Source organism: Paraglaciecola sp. IT1134, assembly GCF_058068185.1.
Genome location: NZ_CM176486.1, coordinates 1,173,184 through 1,194,345, shown reverse-complemented (window position 1 = coordinate 1,194,345; position 21,162 = coordinate 1,173,184). Strand labels below are relative to the sequence as shown.

The 21,162-nt window shown below is 45.5% G+C and carries 16 protein-coding genes and 1 rRNA gene; 5 read left to right on the top strand and 12 right to left on the bottom strand.

Going from position 1 to position 21,162, the window contains the following annotated elements; all coding sequences use genetic code 11:
• Positions 1–258: 258 nt before the first annotated feature.
• Entirely contained in the window at positions 259–2,019 is a 1,761-nt protein-coding gene (locus AC3RV5_RS05195) for an acyl-CoA dehydrogenase family protein (RefSeq protein WP_489730904.1), read from the top strand.
• 114 nt (positions 2,020–2,133) lie between these two features.
• Here AC3RV5_RS05195 and AC3RV5_RS05190 read toward each other — a convergent pair whose 3' ends face one another.
• Both AC3RV5_RS05190 and AC3RV5_RS05185 read right to left on the bottom strand, forming a co-directional pair.
• Entirely contained in the window at positions 2,134–2,355 is a 222-nt protein-coding gene (locus AC3RV5_RS05190) for a penicillin-binding protein (protein WP_489730903.1), read from the bottom strand.
• 430 nt (positions 2,356–2,785) lie between these two features.
• Positions 2,786–6,463 carry an ExeM/NucH family extracellular endonuclease gene (locus AC3RV5_RS05185; RefSeq protein WP_489730902.1) on the bottom strand — a complete coding sequence of 1,226 codons (3,678 nt, stop codon included), beginning with the start codon at positions 6,461–6,463 and terminating at the stop codon, positions 2,786–2,788.
• 317 nt (positions 6,464–6,780) lie between these two features.
• On the opposite strand from AC3RV5_RS05185, the gene AC3RV5_RS05180 reads away from it, so the two are divergent.
• Complete coding sequence (locus tag AC3RV5_RS05180) at positions 6,781–7,638, top strand: SPFH domain-containing protein (RefSeq protein WP_489730901.1); 858 nt, start codon at positions 6,781–6,783, stop codon at positions 7,636–7,638.
• A 36-nt stretch (positions 7,639–7,674) separates the two neighbouring features.
• Positions 7,675–7,863 (top strand): type II toxin-antitoxin system antitoxin, encoded by a 189-nt coding sequence (locus AC3RV5_RS05175; RefSeq protein ID WP_489730900.1) that lies wholly within the window; start codon positions 7,675–7,677, stop codon positions 7,861–7,863.
• Here AC3RV5_RS05175 and AC3RV5_RS05170 read toward each other — a convergent pair.
• From AC3RV5_RS05170 to AC3RV5_RS05160, 3 genes are all read right to left on the bottom strand, one after another.
• Positions 7,860–8,624 (bottom strand): choice-of-anchor H family protein, encoded by a 765-nt coding sequence (locus tag AC3RV5_RS05170; RefSeq protein WP_489730899.1) that lies wholly within the window; start codon positions 8,622–8,624, stop codon positions 7,860–7,862. The genes AC3RV5_RS05175 and AC3RV5_RS05170 overlap by 4 nt on opposite strands.
• A 124-nt stretch (positions 8,625–8,748) precedes the next feature.
• Complete coding sequence (gene rraB, locus AC3RV5_RS05165) at positions 8,749–9,111, bottom strand: ribonuclease E inhibitor RraB (RefSeq protein ID WP_489730898.1); 363 nt, start codon at positions 9,109–9,111, stop codon at positions 8,749–8,751.
• 32 nt (positions 9,112–9,143) lie between these two features.
• Positions 9,144–9,863 (bottom strand): 1-acylglycerol-3-phosphate O-acyltransferase, encoded by a 720-nt coding sequence (locus AC3RV5_RS05160; protein ID WP_489730897.1) that lies wholly within the window; start codon positions 9,861–9,863, stop codon positions 9,144–9,146.
• Positions 9,864–10,051: 188 nt separating this feature from the next.
• Between AC3RV5_RS05160 and AC3RV5_RS05155 the strand changes: the two genes are divergently transcribed.
• On the top strand, positions 10,052–11,194 hold the full coding sequence (locus tag AC3RV5_RS05155; protein ID WP_489730896.1) for an HD domain-containing phosphohydrolase: 1,143 nt from the start codon (positions 10,052–10,054) through the stop codon (positions 11,192–11,194).
• 67 nt (positions 11,195–11,261) lie between these two features.
• On the opposite strand, the gene glnG is transcribed toward AC3RV5_RS05155, so the two are convergent.
• The 4 genes from glnG to glnA all read right to left on the bottom strand — a co-directional run bounded on the left by glnG (position 11,262) and on the right by glnA (position 15,886).
• Positions 11,262–12,668, bottom strand: a complete 1,407-nt coding sequence (gene glnG, locus AC3RV5_RS05150; protein ID WP_489730895.1) for a nitrogen regulation protein NR(I) — start codon at positions 12,666–12,668, stop codon at positions 11,262–11,264.
• Positions 12,665–13,744 carry a nitrogen regulation protein NR(II) gene (gene glnL, locus AC3RV5_RS05145; RefSeq protein ID WP_489730894.1) on the bottom strand — a complete coding sequence of 360 codons (1,080 nt, stop codon included), beginning with the start codon at positions 13,742–13,744 and terminating at the stop codon, positions 12,665–12,667. The genes glnG and glnL overlap by 4 nt, the downstream gene beginning before the upstream one ends.
• A gap of 84 nt (positions 13,745–13,828) precedes the next feature.
• Entirely contained in the window at positions 13,829–14,338 is a 510-nt protein-coding gene (locus AC3RV5_RS05140; RefSeq protein ID WP_489730893.1) for a DUF4124 domain-containing protein, read from the bottom strand.
• Between the two features lie 138 nt (positions 14,339–14,476).
• A complete protein-coding gene (gene glnA, locus AC3RV5_RS05135) occupies positions 14,477–15,886 on the bottom strand; it encodes a glutamate--ammonia ligase (protein WP_489730892.1) in 1,410 nt (469 codons plus the stop codon).
• 376 nt (positions 15,887–16,262) lie between these two features.
• Between glnA and typA the strand changes: the two genes are divergently transcribed.
• Complete coding sequence (gene typA / locus AC3RV5_RS05130; RefSeq protein ID WP_489730891.1) at positions 16,263–18,098, top strand: translational GTPase TypA; 1,836 nt, start codon at positions 16,263–16,265, stop codon at positions 18,096–18,098.
• A 61-nt stretch (positions 18,099–18,159) separates the two neighbouring features.
• Here the strand turns inward: typA and AC3RV5_RS05125 are convergent, their stop codons facing one another.
• The 3 genes from AC3RV5_RS05125 to rrf all read right to left on the bottom strand — a co-directional run bounded on the left by AC3RV5_RS05125 (position 18,160) and on the right by rrf (position 20,991).
• A complete protein-coding gene (locus AC3RV5_RS05125; protein ID WP_489730890.1) occupies positions 18,160–18,939 on the bottom strand; it encodes a peptidylprolyl isomerase in 780 nt (259 codons plus the stop codon).
• Positions 18,940–19,450: 511 nt separating this feature from the next.
• A complete protein-coding gene (locus AC3RV5_RS05120) occupies positions 19,451–20,377 on the bottom strand; it encodes a DUF2785 domain-containing protein (protein ID WP_489730889.1) in 927 nt (308 codons plus the stop codon).
• Positions 20,378–20,875: 498 nt separating this feature from the next.
• Positions 20,876–20,991: ribosomal RNA gene (rrf, locus tag AC3RV5_RS05115) — 5S ribosomal RNA — on the bottom strand.
• Between the last annotated feature and the right edge of the window lie 171 nt (positions 20,992–21,162).

The window sequence follows — 21,162 nt, the reverse complement described above, 5'->3', positions numbered from 1 at the left end:
ATCAGTCGTTTCATCGCAACTTTTGGTCCTGCATAATCGTCGTTATTGCCCCTTTGCGGTAAAATCTCTGGCCACTGTCACCTTAACGATTATCACTTCCCTGCAAAATCGGACTTTTTATGTGCTCGAGGGGATATTGAAAATAAAAACGGCCCTATCATCATTGCATTTTATAGCGGATATCTAGCATTTATGGGCATATTGCCTGTAAATATAGCTATAATCGCCGAATAACCAGCCTTTAGAAGAGTCTTAGCTATGCCCCAATACACAGCCCCCCTAACCGATCTACAATTTGTATTACATCATTGGTTAAAGTCACAACAACACTATCAACAACTTGGACTGGCAGATTTTGACCAGGAATTGGTCAACGAGATACTCAGTCAGGGGGCAAAGTTCGCCGAGGGTGTTATTGCACCACTTAACCGTGAAGGTGACGAACAAAGCTGTAAGCTGGTCAACGGTCAGGTCATCACTCCAAAAGGTTTCCCCCAAGCCTATCAGGAATATGTAGCCAACGGCTGGAATGCCATGTTAGGCAGTGCAGATTATGACGGACAAGATTTACCTTATAGTGTTGCCATACCTGTGCATGAGATGCTCAATTCGGCCAATCTAAGCTGGCGCTTGATCTGTATGTTAACCGAAAGCGCTATTTTAGCGGTTAACAAACACGGGAGCGATGCGTTAAAAACAAATTATTTGCGGCAGCTAATCTCAGGAGAATGGACAGGCACTATGTGTCTGACCGAACCTCAGGCTGGTACCGACTTGAGTTTGCTGTCCACCAAAGCCGCCCCCAATGAAGATGGCAGTTTCAATATTACCGGCAGCAAGATTTTCATTTCCGGTGGTGATCAGGATTGGTCGAGTAACATTCTGCATTTAGTTTTGGCGCGTCTGCCCGATGCTCCCCAAGGCGTTAAAGGGATCAGTTTGTTCCTGGTTCCCAAATTATTACTCGATGAAAATGGACAGCCGGGACAAGCTAACAGTTTGTCCGTTGGCAGCCTGGAAAAAAAGATGGGTATCAAGGCGTGCCCTACCTGTGTGATGAATTTCGATGGCGCCCAAGGCTGGTTAGTGGGCGAGGCTAATCAAGGCCTTACCTGTATGTTTACGATGATGAACGACGCGCGATTCCAGGTAGGCCTACAAGGTTTGGGCATAGCTGAAGCGTCTTATCAAGGGGCACTGGCCTATGCCAGAGAACGTTTACAGTCTCGCGCTCCCCAAGGCATTCAGCAAGCACAGAGCAAAGCCGATCCTATTATCCACCAGCCAGATGTTAGCCGCATGTTATTAACCCAAAAAGCCTTAACCGAAGGCTGCCGAGCGCTGGCTATGTTATATGCCCAGCAAATGGATATAGAAAAATATGGCAATAGTGAACAAAAGCAGGATGCCGGCCAGGTGATCGCTTTTTTAACCCCTATCGCCAAAGGCTTCATGACAGACATGAGTCTTGAAGTGAGCAATTTGGGCATTCAGATATTTGGTGGTCATGGTTATATTCGCGAATGGGGCATGGAACAGTTAGCTCGCGATGCACGCATTACCCTGTTATATGAGGGTACTAATGGCATCCAGGCACTGGATTTAATTTCCCGTAAGTTAGCCAGAGACAAGGGGCTGATGTTGGCCAAGACTCATGACCTGCTCCAGAAAATGGTTAACAACATTCAGGAAGCGGATTTAAAAACTCGTGCGGCGGGTATCCTTATGGAATGGTTAGAAACCTCAGAAAAACTCATGGCCCTGAGCCCCACAGATCTGGCTGGGGCGGCTTATGACTATATGCATTATAGTGCGTACAGCTTGCTGGGCGTTATTTGGTTAAGTATGGCCGACAGTGCCCAGCGCGTCGATTCTGTAAATATTCGAGATGGAAAACGCAATACCTGTGCCTTTTTCTTGAAACGCTTATTACCCCGCAAAGAGAGCTTCAAAACAAACCTGTTTAGCGGTGCCGATGATTTGTTGGCCCTTAACGACGGTCAGTTTGATTACCAATAATCACAAACAGATTGCCATAGTACTCATAAACTTCAACGCCATCTAACCCGTAGTTTTTAACTTGAGCTAAGAGTCTGATGGCAAGCATAGCGCTCTTTAGGGTCAGAATTCCTCCTAATAAGTAGAGTTTGGGGTATTTTCAGGATTGACCTCCCCAGACACTTCCTCGGGATCCACCTCGTTGATGAGTAACACTTCCCTAACCGCTTCGATATGCTCAAGAACTTTTTGGTAGCGATCACCATATTCATATTTTGTCACCTCTATGGCTTTGGGCATATAACTAAAGGCAATCTTTAACGCCCGCACGGCGCTATCATCCATTTTTTCGCTCATATCCACCTCATTTAATGATTATTCAATAGTATTAATTAATCCCCCGTAACACCAATGTTTTTTGTCATGGAGTGGGAAACGCAACCACCTGCCCCAACCTCAATTCCAGACATTATCTGGTCCCCCATAAAGGACAAAAAAACACTAGAAAATAATTAAATCAGGTCAGAAAATTCACTTTTTTGTTTGCTTCAGGAGTTTCCTAGTCGACTAAAACTGGATCTGCATTGCGTTATCAGTGTAAAGCTAACAAGATTAATAATTCGCAACAAACATTTTTAATGTTTCAAGCGACACTGAGCGACGGCTATTTTTGTCTTTGCCGTTTAGCACCGTTTTTAAGCTTCCCAATAATTTTTTAATGTATAAAGAAGGGCGCTCCATGGAGCGCCCTTTTTAGATCGTTTTTATTTGTGGATCAATCATTCTATTAATTGGTTCGACACCCTCTGCGAGTGCACATGCGAGATAATAAAAACACATCTCTGATTGTGACCTTTCCGTCGTCATTGAAATCCAACGACAAATCAAGCGGTTTTTTGCGGACAATTGCTAATATAAATGCACGGGTATCTAACCTGTCTATGTCTCCGTCACCATCAAAATCACCTAACACTGTGGCAACGTCCAATTGCAATGTCATGATCACAGGATCATGGTCAGACATACGATATTGGTCAGGTGCATACAAACTTACTTGCTGAGTATCGGACTGAAATTCAAGGTTATAATCCAATACTATTGGTTCGTCTGCATTAATGTGCCATTCGATGGTATCGACTACTTTTCCCAGCATGCTGGCGCTGGCTAACGCGTGGTCTAAGTAACCTAACTCACCGTTAAACGAGTAAGAGTATGCTTGTGCACCGCCAAAGTAGTTAGCAAGATCGGTGTAACCGGCACCAATAATGGTGCTGATAGGATCTTCCTTCGCGTAAGAGTTCAAGTCACCGATAATCAGCGCTGGTGTTTCGCCAAACTGCTCAGTGATAAAGGCAGTCAGAGCTTGCGCTGCACGAGTACGGGTGAGGTTACAGTTCCCCTGACCGGTGGTTACATCATCATCGCCTTCACCACAGCTTGAACCTTTCGATTTAAGGTGGTTAACACTCACTACTAACTCTTCATCGTTTTCAACTAAGGCGAATTTTTGCGCCAAAGATGGACGGTTTTTGCCGTCATCAAACAACACTCCGCTGTCGTCAGAAATCGAGTTGCTGCTATTTAGAATTTGCAACTCACCGCTTAGTGTTACTGACTCAGGTTTGTAGATAAGTGCAACAGTAATGGCGTCAGTGCCAATAGTGTTGCCACCATCAACCACCGCGTAGGTACCTTCGCCCATTTTGACGTTGATACTTTCAACCAACTCAACAATCGCGCTGTCTGCACCGAAACCGTCATTTTCAATTTCCATCAAACCTACTATGTCGGCATCCATTGCCACGATGGCTGCGACAGTTTTAGCTTTTTGACGGTCAAACTCGGTCAAGCCGTTACCATCTGTACCGTTAGCATCTGCACCACGACATTCAACATTGCCATTTGGACCACAAATATCCAAACCAGCATCAATGGTATTAAAGAAGTTTAACACGTTGAGGCTAGCTACTTTGAGGTTACCCAACGTTAAGTGCGGTTCGCTGGTGCGAGGGTTAGTCGAGGCGAAAGTCGGTGCTACGGTTGGCACAATACGATAATCGCCAAAGCTGAAGCCAACTACCCCCGTCAACGCAGAAACCGTGTCACCGAGCCTCAGCGTATTGTCTGTCGATAAACCGCCTGAGGGGAAAGGTACGACTTCAGGATTGCTGGTGTCGTTACCATCATCCAATAACACACGATTCAGGCTGTTGCTGGCAGCTAATGCAATGGCTTGTGGTGAGCCTGGCGTAAAGATGTTGGTTGGGTTGTAAATGCGCCCATTCGATAAGGTAACTTGCCCAAAACGCCCTAGAGTGAAGTTATCTGTTACGGTCAAGGCAGCTGTGCTGGTAACCAGCATCCCTTCCAACGATTCAAGCTGGTCCAATGACTCAACCGGTAAAGTAAAATCAGTTGCCAATATTGTTGCGTTGCCACAGACCAATGGAGCCGAGGTGAGGGTAATTTGAGTACGATTAAAGTACTCAGATACCGTACCTTTGATTGCTACCACATCGCCTACTGTCGGCATGCTAAACGCACCACTGTCGTTAAACACGTAGACTCCTTCAGAGGTGGTGTTGTCACCGTCGTTATCAGTTGCTTCTTCTTGAATATAGAAGGCATTTGAATCGGGCAATACCGCAGTGACGGCGGCTTGCACTAACACAGTCTGATCAACAAAGCCGCTAGCACTGCCGTTACCTTGTACGGCGGAGATATAGGTGTAAGTCTCAGGCGAGTCACAAACTAACAACTCAGCAGTGCTGAAGGTACTGACGAAGTCGCTTGCTAATGTATCAGGAGTACCATCCACATCAACTACTGAGGCCGCTGGTAAGGTAAAAGTACAGGTTTCGCTGCCGCTAAACTCCGTAGTAGGCGATAAGGTAAAGTCAGTACCACTTAGCGCACCATTTAGCGCTACGTCACCCGTTATTTCACAGACTAGGCTTGGCCACTGTGAAACAATGACTGTTTCGCTAAAGGTAAGTTTGATAACGCTGTCTAGACCCACTTCAGTCGCACCATCTGCAGGAGTAATATCAACCACAGTTGGGGCTATATCAGCAACGGTACAGCCAGCAAACGCTGTGCCATCAAGCTGCGTTCCAGGTGAGAATAACGTGCCATTGGCTTGGGGTATTTGTGAGTGCGCGCTATAAGTATCGCCTGTTACGTCAGGATTTAACGTTAGGGATTGGTTGTTACCACCTTCAGAGCCATATACAACTTCAAAGGTGCTGACGCCGTTGGTGACTGTGATGATATCGCCACCATTATTAAATCCAACAGTACCAGTAGACGCTGTTTGGACTAGGGTGCCACCAAATATGCCTTGGGGTGCACCGCCACCAAACACTACTGCCGCACAACCGGCTTCAATCACTGAACCAGAAGGAAAAGTATGTCGTACGCCGAATCCATCACTCAATGTCCAGTTGCTTAAATCAATGTCAGTATCGCCGGCATTGACCAGCTCAACGAATTCATCGTCGCCAGAGTCACGCACACCATCGCCATTGGCATCGCCGCTGATATCACCAGCGGGGTCCGCCTGGAATTCATTGATCACTAGGCTAACCGTTACGCTGCTATCAATCACATTGAACGAAACAGTGACATCTTCAGCCATATTATCCGGCTCGCCGTCTAAGTCAGTCACGTCGGCGGCGCTGACGGTAAAGCTACAGCTATCGCCTGATGCGAAATCTTGATCAGGATCAAGCAGATAGCTTGTACCCTCACCCGTGGCTGTCACAGCAATGGCTACTTCACTGACACAATTAATCGTGTTATAGCCGCTAATCACCACCGCCTCACTAAAGGTTAAGCTGATGTTGGCATCAACCGCCACGTTTGATTCACCGTTTGCTGGGCGAACGACAACGTTAGGTGCGCTGTCCTTTACTGCGCCGCCAAAAGACTGGTCGTTATTGATATTATCCGGGGTTTCTGCGGCTTCTGTTTGCCAGCTAAAATCTGCATATTCACTGCCGCTGCCAGATAATTGCACAGAAAAGCCTACAAGAGTCCCGCCAGACTCTGCGACACCGATATCAACACTGGTTAGTCCCGCCGCTGGGCCACTGGCCGCTTCAAAGCTGCCTTCGTAGCTTAGAAATTGCACGATGTTCCCGTCGGCATCAACCAATGCCATACCGTCGGGACCGCCGTTTTGAATGCTGTTGGGATAAACTGTCACAAAGCCATAGCCGCCACTCTGGTCTGGCACTACGCCAGAAAGCGTTTCGGTTGCGTACACACTGCGCTGGGTAGAAGACCCATTGTATAGCGCTACCGACCAACCGGTTAGGTCAGTCCCTTGAGGCGCCGCTATCTCGATAAATTCACCGACATCACCATCAGTGTTGTCGTAATGAATTTCATTGATAAATACGCTGGTCGCATGTGCTGTAGAGGCACAAAACAACGCTAACATCGCTGGATATTTAAGGTTCATCGTTTCTCCTAAAATACTTGGTAAGTGCCAGTGAACTGGCTTGTTATAATTTTATTTAAAAGCAATGTTCTTATACTTCTGTGACATCTGTATTACGGTCATAAAGCAAAGGTACAACCACTTTTGCCTACGGATATTCGCATAGGACTGGTTAATATTCCAGCAAACCTGACCGTTTAGTCCGCACTTTTTCGGTATTTTTTCCCATGTGACACTATAGCGAGAAAATTACTCACTCAAATGTTTGCAAAATATTGACAGCTGCAAAAACACCCACTATTTTGATATCATTGTGATATCAAAATATAAGTTAAAACATGATCACTGAAAAACAAGGATTTTCACTAAATGGCTATCTGGTTTTCTGTTTAGTTTTACCCCTGCTACAAAGTGCTTTTTTGATAATGTTTCTCACCGGCACACTACAAATAATTGCCGCCATCGCCTCCGTTATTGTCGCCGTATGTTGGGCCGGATTTTTTATGGTCCAGCCGAATCAGGGCAGGGTTATGACCTTATTTGGCAGCTATGTCGGGACCGAAAAACGCAGTGGCCTGCGCTGGACTATCCCGTTATTTCTGCGTCAGGCGATTTCTTTACGTATTCGAAATTTTGAGTCTGCTAAAATTAAGGTGAATGATAATATGGGCAATCCGGTGGAAATCGCCACCATAGTCGTTTGGTCTGTGACCGATACCGCAGAAGCCATGTTTGAAGTCGATAGCTACGAAAGTTATGTCACCATTCAAAGCGAGTCGGCACTGCGCAATATGGCTAGCAGCTACGCTTATGATCCACGGGACGATGACAACAGCGAGATTGCCTTGCGCAGCCACCCCCAGGTCATCTCAGATATTCTCAAGGCTGAAATTCAAGAGCGGCTAGGTAAAGCCGGGGTAACGGTACATGAAGCCAGGATCAGCCACCTAGCTTATGCACAGGAAATCGCCAGTGCCATGCTGCAGCGTCAGCAAGCCACTGCTATTATCGCCGCCAGAAGTAAAATTGTGGAAGGTGCTGTAGGAATGGTAGAGATGGCATTAGCGAGACTTAGTGAAAAAAATGTGGTTGAACTGGACGAAGAACGTAAAGCAAATATGGTAAGTAATTTGCTGGTAGTACTGTGTAGTGACAAACATACTCAACCGGTCATTAACACAGGAACTTTATATTAATGATAACCAGTAACACAACTGATTCGAGGCTAGGTTTTGGCTAAAAAAGCCTATCCGCTGCGCATAAGCAGCGATATATTGGCGGCATTACAACGCTGGGCAGAAGATGATCTGCGCAGCGTTAATGCGCAGATTGAATATGTCTTACGAGACGCGCTGATCCAGCAAGGAAGAGTCAGACTGGTACACAAAGTCATAACTGAAGTCGTTGATGACACAGACTAGTCTCGACCAATAGTCAACCGTCTGGCGACCACTAAGGGCAACAATAACCAACCCAATAACCCCAGGCTTCCCCCAGCCTGGACCACCACCACATCCGGTTCAACATAGACAGTTTCGTAGTCACTGCTTTCCAGGCTTAATAAATACAAATCGGCGTCATCATAACCATCGTAGACAGCAACTAATTCGTCGTTGTAGGCATCGTATATTTCAATCAGCACTTCGTAGTCATCGGGGGGGAAACCTGACAATAATTCGCTTTCCACGGTAAATATATCGTCACTACTTTCGCCATCAACCACAAAGGTAGAGGTAGTATGAAATTCACGGAATTCATCGCCCCGGCCTAAATACAGTCTGGCGTACACTTGCGCATGCCCAAAGTAAGTGTCCACGTCTAAGTCGATACTAAAATGATGGAAATATCCGTCGTAATCTAGGTCGCCGTGAAAGAATACCTGTGCATCGTATACCCAAAAATCCGTATTAGCAGATTTAGTTTGAGGCCTGAGGCTGAGTGATTTCGCCCCTTGAAGCTGGGCGTTTTTTACGGTAACTGTTTGACCTGATTTTGCTGCAGCAGTCGATTTTGCCTGAGGTGCTGTAATAGAAATTGAGTTTGTAGAAGATTTTTCCAGCGTAGTCAGTTCTTGGTTAAACTGCTTGTCAGTGGATTTAGCAGACCAATCTTTGGTAGCTATGCTTGCCTGAGCGCCAACCGTAAACACACACAACAGACTGATAATCACTTTAATATTCATCACACACTCTCCTATTTAGATAGGCAAAGTGTGTGACTTGCACGATGAATAAAAGCTGAAGATAACCTTAAGCTTGGGTTAACTTCATACTTGCCTCCAACAAGTTGATGGCCCGGACATAAGTTTATTCTGATTCGATAAAATAGGTGCCCCAACCGTCGTAATGGATTTTATATTTGGCGGCGATAACCAGTAATTTCAGGGTATCCTGGTTTAGCAGTTCAGTTTCCAGTAAACGTTCTACCACGGCATCAAAACAAAATACGACTCCGCCATCATCTAATACAAGCTCTTCGGCATCCCCAACCTCAAAGCCGGCTTTAAAAACGTCCACAGCAGCTTTTTCCAAGACATCGAAGTCTGAACCCGCAAAGTGATATTCAATGGTATGGGGTTTCGTGCCATCACTGCCGTCTTCAATTAGGGCCTCGACCGTTTCTTGATTAAATTCAAACCATTGTGTCTGAGTTTGTTGATCTGTGCTCATGTGTTTTCCTATAACCAGTAATTAAAACAAGTTTATCGCGAGCGCTGAGCAACTTCACTGTCTAATTTTGCAATACTGACCTTCATTTGCTGATAAAAGTGCTCTGTCCACTCTTTTACGGATTTACTGTCATCCAGCATCACAGGCTCACCCACTTCTATAATTAAGGTGCCGTTATTCCAGCGATTTAGCTTGATTTTATTGTCCATATTACTGGCACATACGGTCACCATTGCCTTATTTGCCGCTTTTGCGATGCGAAATGCGCCGGATTTAAATGGCAATAAACCGCGCCCGTAACTGCGCGTCCCTTCAGGGAAAAACCACACAGACAAGTTTCGCTGCTGCATTTTTAGCACAGAACTATTCAGGGTATCTATTGCTTTGCCTGAGTTTTTGCGGTCGATCATAATGTTTCCGGACAACCAATAGACTTGACCAAATAAGGGGATCCATTTTAAGCTCTTCTTACCTACCGTCACCGTTCCTTTTAACGCCGCCGCACAAATAGTCAGGATGTCATAGCTATTTTGGTGATTGGCGATAAACACAAAGGGCCCGTGAGCACGAGTTTTTTCGGAAACACGCACTTCAAGCTTCAAGCCAAGCAACCTGGAGGTGGAGCTATACAGTTTGCCTGCCACATGCACATTATCCCGATGAAATGGGCGTCCTATACAAATCAAAATAAGTAGAATATTGATAAATAGAAAATAAAAGAAAATACAAAATATTCGTAAAAGCGCTAACACATTTGATCCTGGGAAGAACTTGGCCGTCGATTATAACCAGTTTTTACCTCAAGCATGTCTGATTAGTGATAATTATATCCGCAACAAAGCTGGATAATCGTTAAAACTTTTAATTTTTTTCATAAAACAGCCGATAGCCCTAGGCAACAGTGCTGAGAAAATAAAAAACCATTAAGGCAACCTCATTCATGCAAACCTTCACCCATGAAGATCTAGACGACGACATACTCAACGATTTACTTGAAGAAATTAATGAGCTGTACGAAGCCAGTGAACAGACCTTAATCGAGCTAGAAATCAAACCTCAGGATAACGAACTGCAACGTTCACTATTTCGCTCCATCCATACCATCAAAGGCGATCTGGGTTTAGTCAACTTCAGCCCCATGATGCCCCTTTTGCAACACGTGGAAGATCTGCTGGATTTATTGCGTAAAGGCCAGATTAACTACACCAGCAATATGAGTGATCTGGTATTACTGACCATGGACAGGGTGAAAATTTTTGTGGAAAGTTGCATCAAAAATGGCCACGCGGAATATGACGAAGTTTTATTTCATCAACTCGTGGCTCAAATTTCTAAAATAATCCCGGGTAACAGTGAACAGCACGAAAGAATTCTGGCCGAAACGGTCTTACTGCTAGACCCCCGCCTGGACACCCGATCCTTAGATGACAATCAATCACTTTCTTCCAATGAGTTAAAGCGTCCTGTTGGTCTGGCCCACAGTGGCATACCCAAACATCTCAGTGTGGAAAAACATGCAGATATCTTGTTTTTCAGAGAGCTGATGAAGCCGATAGAAAAACGCTCCACTTTCTGGAACGGGCGGGGTGACAGAATTGCCAAGTTAGCAGCCTATGTAAATAAGTTTGCTGGCTCCCCAATAGATGAAGACCAACTTGCCGTTGCCTGTTACATGCACGATTTTGGCATGGCATTTATGCCGGTTGAAGTTTTACATAAAAAAGGGCGTATTTCCGATACTGAGTTTAACCTGATGCGTTCCCATGTTTATAAAAGCGCACGTTTGCTTGAGCATTTGAATCATTGGAACGAGGCCAGGAAAATCGTTATGCAACATCATGAACGCATGGATGGCACGGGTTACCCTTTGGGATTAAAAGAAGCAGACATATGTGATGGTGCGCAGTTGTTAGGCATTTTGGATACATTCGATGCCATTACGCACAACCGGGCACATTTAGAACATGTGGTACATCCTAAAAAACGTGCGGTGATTGAAATCAACCGCATCAAAGAAGGAAACATGAGTAAAAGATGGTTAAAAATATTCAACCATTCCATGGCGTCCTTACTGACCAAATAGACCAAGATAACACTAGTAGGCAGCCGGCCCCCAAAACACTGTCCAGCGAACTACTAGTATCCGAACCTCACATATTCAGCTCTTTCAGTTTGCGGGTCAGGGTATTACGGCCCCAACCTAGTCTTTTAGCCGCATCCTGTTTATGGCCATGGGTATAAAACAAGGCTCGTTCCAATAAAATACGCTCAAAACTCAGCTGTGCTTCATCCAAAATATTATTGTGTCCCGACTGTAGCTGAGTATCTGCCCAGTTTGCCAGCAATAACCGCCAGTCGCCGTGTTGGGTATCAAGTTCTTTTGACAATGGTTGTTCGTGAATTTCTGGTGGTAAGTCATGGGGCAGCACTTCCTGTCCGCTGGCCATTACAGTTAACCATCGGCAGACGTTCTCCAATTGCCTGACATTGCCTGGCCAGGGTAACTGGCTAAGGATTTTTTTGGTGTCTTTGCTCAATGATTTCACTTCAACCGATAATTCCACTGCCGCTTTTTGCAAAAAATGGCCGGCTAACAAGGGAATATCCTCTCGCCTTTCTGTCAAGCGTGGGATATGGATCCGGATCACGTTAAGACGATGAAACAGATCCTCTCGAAACTTGCCATCTGCCACTCTTTGCTCAAGATTTTGGTGAGTTGCGGCTATGATCCTCACATCCACAGTTACAGGGTTATGGCCACCGACCCGATAAAATTGCCCGTCCGCCAACACTCGCAGCAACCGAGTTTGAACATCTAAGGGCATATCCCCTATCTCATCCAAAAACAATGTGCCGCCATTAGCCTGCTCGAATCTTCCTTGCCGGGCGTTCTGGGCCCCGGTGAAGGCTCCCTTTTCGTGACCAAACAATTCAGATTCTATCAGGTCAGCGGGAATAGCAGCCATATTGAGAGCGATGAAGGTCTGTTGGGAGCGGGGACTATGGCGATGCAAGGCTTGAGCGACCAACTCTTTGCCTGTGCCGGACTGCCCATTAATTAAGACACTGATACTTGAACGAGACAACCGGCCAACGGCACGAAACACTTCTTGCATCGCAGGGGCTTCGCCGATGATTTCTGTGGCTGTGGCTAATACAGGGCGCTGGCTGCTTTTAGATTGTTCCCGCACATGGGTCAGGGCCCTGCGCACCAAACCAACCGCTTCATCTATATCAAAGGGTTTGGGTAAATACTCAAATGCACCATTTTGATAAGCGTTTACTGCGCTGTCCAAATCAGAATGGGCGGTCATAATAATCACCGGAATACTGGGATAACGTTTGTGCACTTCTTCGAGTAAGGCCATGCCATCCATTTGCGGCATGCGAATATCTGATACGATCACTTCCGGCGGCTGGGCAGTCTGTAATTGCAGCAGTAAATCTTCTGGATTGTCGAAGCTAAAACACGGAATACTGGCTGCTTGCAGGGCTTTTTGTAACACCCAACGAATGGAACTATCGTCATCCACTATCCAAACTGGTTCTGCACTCATGAATTAGGTTCCTTTCGGTCTATTGGTATATAAAGCGTAAATTCGGTATGTCCAGGCCAACTTTCGACCTCGATTTTGCCTTTGTGATGATCGATAAGCGTCTGGGCGATGGACAACCCCAAACCGGTCCCGTCTTTTTTACCGGTAACCATCGGGTAAAACAGCGTATCTTTGAGATCGTTTGGTATACCTGGCCCATTATCTATTAGGGTTATTTTCACCCCAAGAGGATGACGAATTCCGTGTATCGTCAGTTGGCGTTCAATTCTGGTGACAACCCTGATCTCCCCTTGAGCGTGTTCCTGTGTCGTGATGGCCTGAATACTATTGCGTATAATATTCAACACCGCCTGCTGGAACATGTCCTGATCGAGCAAGCCATCAGGGATACTCGGATCATAATCCCGGCTTATTGAAATGTTATGGCTTAAATCGAGCTGCACTAAAGTAAGCACTTTCTCAAGTACCTGATGTACGTTATGCCATTGAAAATCAGGCCGAGAATTGGGCCCTAACAGGCGGTCGACCAGGTTACGCAAACGATCAGACTGTTCGATTATCATACTGGTGAATTCTTTCAGCTCGGGAGACGGCAACTCTTTTTCCAACAATTGCGCCGCACCACGGATGCCACCCAAGGGGTTTTTTATTTCATGGGCCAGACCACGGATAAGTTCCCGAGCTGCTTGTTGCTGGGCCCATTGCTGTGACTCCTGGCTGATCCTTTTTTGCTGTTCAATCAAACGTATTTCGAGCAGCAAACTCAAACCTGAACCATCGTTAATACAGGTAACCGTTACATCAGCATGGGTATGGCGCCCATCAGCAAAGGTGAGCTGCACGTCCCCGTCTGAATATCCTTCGCCATGCTGCATATCCTGTTTAAAACGCATGAAATCGAGACTGGACTGGGTGATCATCTGTTCAATGGGACGATCGATGAGCAAGTTCAAGCTGCGTTCTAACATCGCTTGGGCGGCATGGTTCGCCGCCCTGACGACAAGATCTCCGTCCAGCAACAATACGGCTGTAGAGAGGTGGTCCAACAATGTTTCTAATTTCTTACTAGCAGGCATAGACTCATTATATCAGGTTGCACCAAGTTGGTGCTTAAGATTTATTCCCCATCTCTAGTTCATCGCAAACTTAGCGCTAGGAGGCTAGTTTGCGTTGATCAGAGCCGAAGCTTTATGCAGATAAAATGTCTGCTGTTTAGTAGATGCAAGGATCTTGCCTGAGTTACCTATGTACTCAATGTAGAATTGATATTCCCCCCGATCTAAATTATCTAGTTGAAATAGCGGTTGTTTTTGTACGATTTCTCGTTCATTAAGATGCAGTTTAAAACGCCCGCTAGCCACTGGTGTCAAGTCAGCCCGAATAAGCAACTGCCCTATATTGGTGCGGATCGTTTGTTCTGGTTGGGGACTAAGGATCCTTAGCTGGTAATCAATGTCAGATCTTTTTGATTGGTTGGAGTTGACGGGCTTAAGCTGGGCAGCGCCAAGGGGTTCGATGACCAAGTTTGAATTGAGCTCAATAGGCTCGGCATTTTCAGACGGCGAATCACTGTAAATCACCTCCCCAGTGGGGGTGACAGCTTTATAGACCTGCGCGCTGTTAACTTGGGCAAACAGTAAAAGTAGCAGTGGATAAATAGGATATTTCATAACCAGCCTATTAATTACTTAAGTAGGCCATTCTAACAAGCTAGTGGTTAAAAAAAAGCCTACTTTTAGCAGGCTAGGTATTAATTAATATATCGCTAGAACTATGGCGCCTAAACAAGACGCCAAATCAAACCAGTGTTACACGCTGTAATACAGGTCAAACTCCACCGGATGAACCGAGGTAGCCAACAATTGAACTTCTTCTTGTTTAAGCTTGATATACGCATCTATCGAATCGTCAGTCATGACGCCGCCAATAGTTAAGAAATCACGATCATTGTCCAGTGCTTCCAGTGCTTGCTCCAAAGTGGTGGCAACGGTGGGGATTTCAGCGGCTTCTTCAGGAGGCAGATCATACAAATCTTTGTCCATTGGATCACCAGGATGGATTTTGTTTTTGATCCCGTCCAAGCCAGCCATTAACATAGCGGTAAACGCTAAATAAGGGTTAGCGGTTGGATCAGGGAAACGCACTTCAATGCGCCGGGCTTTTTCACTGTTTACAAAAGGTATACGAATCGAAGCTGAACGGTTACGAGCAGAATAGGCCAACATAACAGGTGCTTCAAAACCTGGGACTAAACGCTTATAAGAGTTAGTCGAGGCATTAGCAAACGCGTTGATTGCGCGTGCATGTTTGATTGTACCGCCTATGTAGAACAGGGCATCTTCTGATAAACCCGCGTATTTGTCGCCGGCGAAAATGTTTTTACCGTCTTTACTGATTGATTGGTGACAATGCATACCTGAACCGTTATCGCCAACTAATGGCTTAGGCATAAAGGTGGCGGTTTGTCCGTAAGCGTGGGCAACATTGTGCACAACATACTTATAGATTTGAATTTCATCGGCTTTTTTAACAAGCGTATTAAACAAGCAGGCAATTTCGTTTTGACCGGCTGTCGCCACTTCATGGTGGTGTGCTTCTACGGTCAAACCCATTTCTTCCATCACCATACACATGGCAGCGCGTATATCATGTGACGAATCAACTGGAGGCACCGGAAAATAACCGCCTTTCACGCCAGGACGGTGAGCCATGTTACCGTCTTCGTATTCTGAGCCAGAACTCCACTTTGCTTCAGACGAATTAATTTTGAAGAAAGAGCCTGCCATATCGGTGTGAAAACGTACATCGTCGAACAGAAAAAATTCGGGTTCTGGACCAAATAACACCTTGTCACCAATGCCTGTAGACTTCAGGTATTCTTCAGCACGAGCGGCCACTGAACGAGGATCCCGGTCATACCCTTGCATAGTAGTGGGCTCTAAAATATCACAGCGAATATTGATTTGAGTTTCTTCGGCGAAAGGGTCAAGCACTAAGGTTTCGGTATCGGGCATGAGGATCATGTCGGATTCGCTGATGCCTTTCCAACCCGCGATTGACGAACCGTCAAACATTTTACCTTCTTCAAAGAATTCTTCTGTGATCTGGTGAGCGGGAATAGAAATATGCATTTCTTTGCCCTTAGTATCGGTAAAACGTAAATCAACAAATTTCGCTTCATTCTCTTGTATAAAATTTAAAGCTTTTTCAACTGACATTATGTACTCCAGATTAAACAATAGGGTTTTAATAACTAATAAAATTTTCTGACCTAAGCGATCAGCAAGCGATTATCGTGCCAAGCACAAAATCAATAGTATCGCCTATTCCAGCGCCATTGCATGGCGGTAAAAGTAGGATCCACCAGTTTTAACGCACCAATAAGGTGCTACGCAGTACTAATTTGGTGCAGACGCTGGGTTGTCAACCAATTCGCCCTCTGTAGCGGAATATAATAGTGCAATCCAGTTATATCTGTTGTAAATACAGATAATCACTAATTGTTGTTCGCCAAACGAAGTTTAAAACTGTACAATCCGCGCCCTATAAATTCAGTTAAGGTGGTTTATTCCACCCCATAGTAGAGAAACTATCATGAGCGCATCGCAAACCTCGACCGACAACTTGAGGAACATAGCAATTATTGCCCACGTTGACCACGGGAAAACTACCCTAGTTGACAAACTTCTACAACAGTCCGGTACGCTTGAAAGCAGAGGCGCTGCTGAAGAACGGGTTATGGATTCCAACGATATCGAAAAAGAACGCGGTATTACCATACTTGCTAAAAACACTGCGATCCGCTGGAACGACTACCGCATTAACATAGTAGACACCCCTGGACACGCCGATTTCGGTGGCGAAGTAGAACGCGTTATGTCTATGGTTGATTCGGTTTTATTGTTAGTTGATGCTCAAGAAGGCCCCATGCCTCAAACTCGCTTTGTGACGCAAAAAGCTTTTGCTCAAGGTCTGAAGCCTATAGTCGTACTCAACAAGATTGACAAGCCTGGTGCCCGTCCAGATTGGGTAATCGATCAGGTTTTCGATCTTTTCGACAATTTAGGCGCCACAGATGAACAACTGGATTTCCAAGTTGTTTACGCTTCAGCACTAAATGGTTGGGCTTCAAACGATGCTGACCAACCTAGTGAAGATATGACGCCTTTGTTTGAAACGATCGTTAAACACGTTAAAGCACCAAGTGGCGACCTTGATAGTCCTTTCCAGATGCAAATTTCTCAACTTGATTACAACTCTTATGTGGGTGTAATTGGTGTTGGCCGGATATCTCGTGGTTCAGTAAAAACTAACCAGGCTGTTACCGTCATAGGTGCCGATGGCAAAAAACGTAACGCTAAAATAGGCCAGATATTAGGTTATATGGGTCTTGACCGTACTGAAATTGAATTAGGTACTGTCGGGGACATCGTCGCGGTCACCGGATTAGGTGAGCTTAAAATTTCTGACACGATTTGCGATCAAAACCTGGTTGAAGCTCTGCCTCCTTTATCTGTTGATGAACCCACGGTAACCATGACATTCCAGGTAAACAACTCGCCGTTTTGTGGTAAAGAAGGTAAATACGTTACCTCACGCAATATTCTTGAACGTTTACAAGATGAATTAATTCATAACGTAGCCTTACGTGTTGATGAAACAACTGACCCGGATAAATTCCGCGTATCGGGTCGTGGTGAGTTGCACTTAGGTATATTGATTGAAAACATGCGTCGTGAAGGTTTCGAACTGGCTGTATCACGTCCTGAAGTGATTTTGCGTGAAGTAGATGGCAAACTCGAAGAACCCTTTGAAACCGTTACCATTGACAGTGAAGAACAACACCAAGGTTCAATCATGGAGCAAATTGGTTTACGCAAAGGTGAATTAACCAATATGACTCCAGATGGTAAAGGCCGTATCCGTATGGACTTCATCATCCCGAGTCGTGGCTTGATCGGTTTCCAGACCGACTTTTTGACTATGACTTCAGGTTCAGGCTTGCTTTATCATACATTTGATCATTATGGTCCCCACAAAGGTGGCAATATAGGCCAGCGTAAAAATGGTGTCTTGATTGCCAACGCTACGGGTAAAGCTTTGACTAACGCCTTGTTTAACTTGCAAGAGCGTGGGCGTATGTTTATCGGCCATGCTACTGAAGTATACGAAGGCATGTTGATTGGTATTCATACCCGTGAAAACGACCTGACCGTTAATGCCCTTAAAGGCAAACAATTAACTAACGTTCGCTCCTCAGGAACAGACGAAGCACAAACCTTAGTACCGCCTATTGTTATGTCACTTGAACAAGCTTTAGAGTTTATTGACAATGATGAGCTGGTCGAAGTAACACCAAAAAGCATTCGTTTACGTAAGAAACTGCTTACCGAGAACGACCGCAAACGCGCCGGTCGTAGTAAAGAATAGACTTCTATGTAAGTCACAAAAAACGGCTCTTTTGAGCCGTTTTTTTTATTCTTTTTTCAGTCTAACTACGCTGAATAAAAAATCGCTTTCTAATTCCTATCAGCAACAACCCAATAGCGGACAGGCCGCCTAGGCTACCGCCTCCCGAGCTCGGATCTGCACTTTTGTTGATTAAGGTATTAACAGTCGGGTTAAGTTCGCTGTGGGTTAGGGTGGCTGGGTCTGTCACCACTATGTCCGTGATAATCACCAGATGTTCATCTGTCACTGTCACCCCTGCGTTCGCATCTGCCTGGGCATAATTGCGCAGCGGAGCATTAGTTGCCGCGCCACCTAGATTAAATCGATTCAGCTGCGCAATGGCATCTACCACGTCCATTCCACTTCCCAGCACCTGGCCAAAAACCGTAAACCCCCCGTTTTGTGCATCAAGATTGGCACTGTTATTCCCGAGGTTGAAAAACCATTGGGAAGTGGCGCTGTTGGCATTGCCAGATAATTTTGCCATGGCTAGGGTGCCACGAACATTCGACAACTTAGCTTCATTTGCCACAGGTGTACCGGTAGCGACACTAACTAGCGGCAGCGTGTCGCCATACCAAAAACCGCCAGCTTGCACTACAAAACCCGGCTCAGAGCGATGTACTACATTGTTGGCATAAGCCCCAGAATTGACATAACTTAAAAAATTGGCCACGGTTTGGGGGGTGACATCATCATATAGGTTGACGTTGATATCGCCCATCACGGTTCTGATCTGTACTTCGGTGGCTGTTACTGTGCCCAGGGCCAAACAACAAAAACCCGCTGCAACTACAAGAGGTTTGGAAATTCTCGACATAATGAATAGATTAGCTTTTGGTAAATTAAGGTTGGCCAAGGGTAATCTAATTTGCTAATAAAAAATTAACAATTTGTGATCTTTAACCCCTAGTTGGGTAATATCCTGCCTAGCTTGACCAGATGAGGTATGGATTAGCATAAAAAACGCCACACGCCACACTTTGCTAGTTTTTGTTTTAATGTCAAATCACTGCCTGTATTAGTGTTTTTACTTCTTGGGTGCGATCTCTACCAAAAATACTGCCAACATTAAACATGGCAGTCCTGTGCTGTTTGCCAACCCGCTACTCAAAGGTCGAAGATATGATTAATAGCCAAAATCCCGGGCCAAACGACAAAAACCAGCATATCTTATCGCAAACTTGTTAAAGGTTAGCGGCATTCTCGAGCGAGGTGATGAAGGAGTGACTCATATTATCGCTGGTAAACTACAAGATATAAGCCACTTGCTGGTAGAGCTCAAAAGCCGATCACGAGACTCTCATTGATGCCTATTAAAAGTCCGTGGATTAATCCACCCTTTGCGTTGCTTTTTGGAGCATCGGTGCCAACGCTTTTAGTTTTTCATTCTTGCTGGTTAACACCACATTATTTATGTTCAACAAAAAAGCCTTAACATTATGCCGCTGGGCTAACCCTTGCTGACTTTGATATACCTGCTGCCAATTGGCAAAAGGCACTGGGCTGGTGACCGCTGCAAACCATAACTGCCAGTCATTAACAGTTAAATTTTGGCGTAACATGGCATAAATCACCGGCATGGCTAAGCGCTCTGGCTCAGCGTAGATATAAAAATGCCCTTCAGTGGGCCGAATTTGAGTGAGGATGGCCTGGAGCATGGTATTAATCTGCTCTGATGTGGTCTCAGGATTAAGCATTAGTTGCAGCATTAAATCGGCGCTGTGGGCGATGTTATGCCGCCAACCCACCTTTTTGTCGAAGCCCCGATAATCCTGAATAGAATGCATATAATCGGAGATAGTTTCCACTAAACGCTGCCGCTGGCTAGCGGATAAATAAGGTGTTTTGCGATCTACTCTGGCAACCTCCGCCATTACCAACACCGCAAATGGCAGGTAAACGTGATTCACATCATTTCGTCGTTCGGTAATATCGGATAAAAAGGTGTCAAAGAGCACCAGGATCGTCGCTTGATCGATGTCTTTGGCCCGTAGCCAGGTAAAATAAGCCTGATAAGCCACCTCATCACGCAGTATTGGATCCGCCGAAGCGAGGCAATACCTGAGCTGAAGCGCTAATTTCTGCCGGTCAGCGGTATCAGTGATAAACGCATGGTCTTTGAGAGCCAGCAACTTTTCTTTGCTCCAGCCTCCTGCAAAACAGCGTTTATCTGAGATCTTTTCTTCGTTGCCTTTAACTGAAGTAGTAATTAATACAGTGGCGCATAGAAACACAAAGCGTAACATCGGCTGCATAAGATTCTTTATTGCTTAAGGAACACTAACAACACGTTAGCATAGTGCTCGGTTTGGTGTAGGCCCTTGCCACAAACGACTCATTTACTGCGATAAATAGCCACCTGTGGGATTTCGCTAATAGTTATGACACCCGATGGATTAGGTTAACGTGCAGAAGAACTTTCTGGCAACCGATGTAGGCGTTAACCTCGCAGTTCGCCCAGAGATTATTCTGCGCAAGGGTGAAAGCGGGGCTCTCAGGAGCACTGCTCCTGCCACTTGAACGATACGCCAAGGATGGCGTGGCTGTAACTCCGTTAGGGGGATGACTATCATCATGGACGTGTTTATGTCGCTACTGATAAAGAAAAGAAAGTTTTCCTGTGGGAGTAGCACTTGCGCGGCAGCGCTTATAAGAATGGCTACCGGCCTCAAGGCCGATAACGGTGCATTGTTAACTTTATTTCAGGCATAAAAAAGGGCCACCCTTACGGATAGCCCTTTCTCTAAATGGGAGTCTGGCAGTGTGCTACTCTCGCATGGGGAGACCCCATACTACCATCGCCGCTAATACGTTTCACTTCTGAGTTCGGAATGGGATCAGGTGGGGCCGTATCGCTATGGCTGCCAGACAAAAAACGTGCTGATTTATCCGCGTCTTTTTGCGGTAAATTAGCGCAAGGTGAGTCGACCTGTCTATATGACGTGTCGTGTTCATCTTGCATAAATCAATATGTAAAAGCTGAGGTAATCAATGCTAAAAAACGTTTAGTCTTACTCTGTCGATTAATAATACTTGTCAT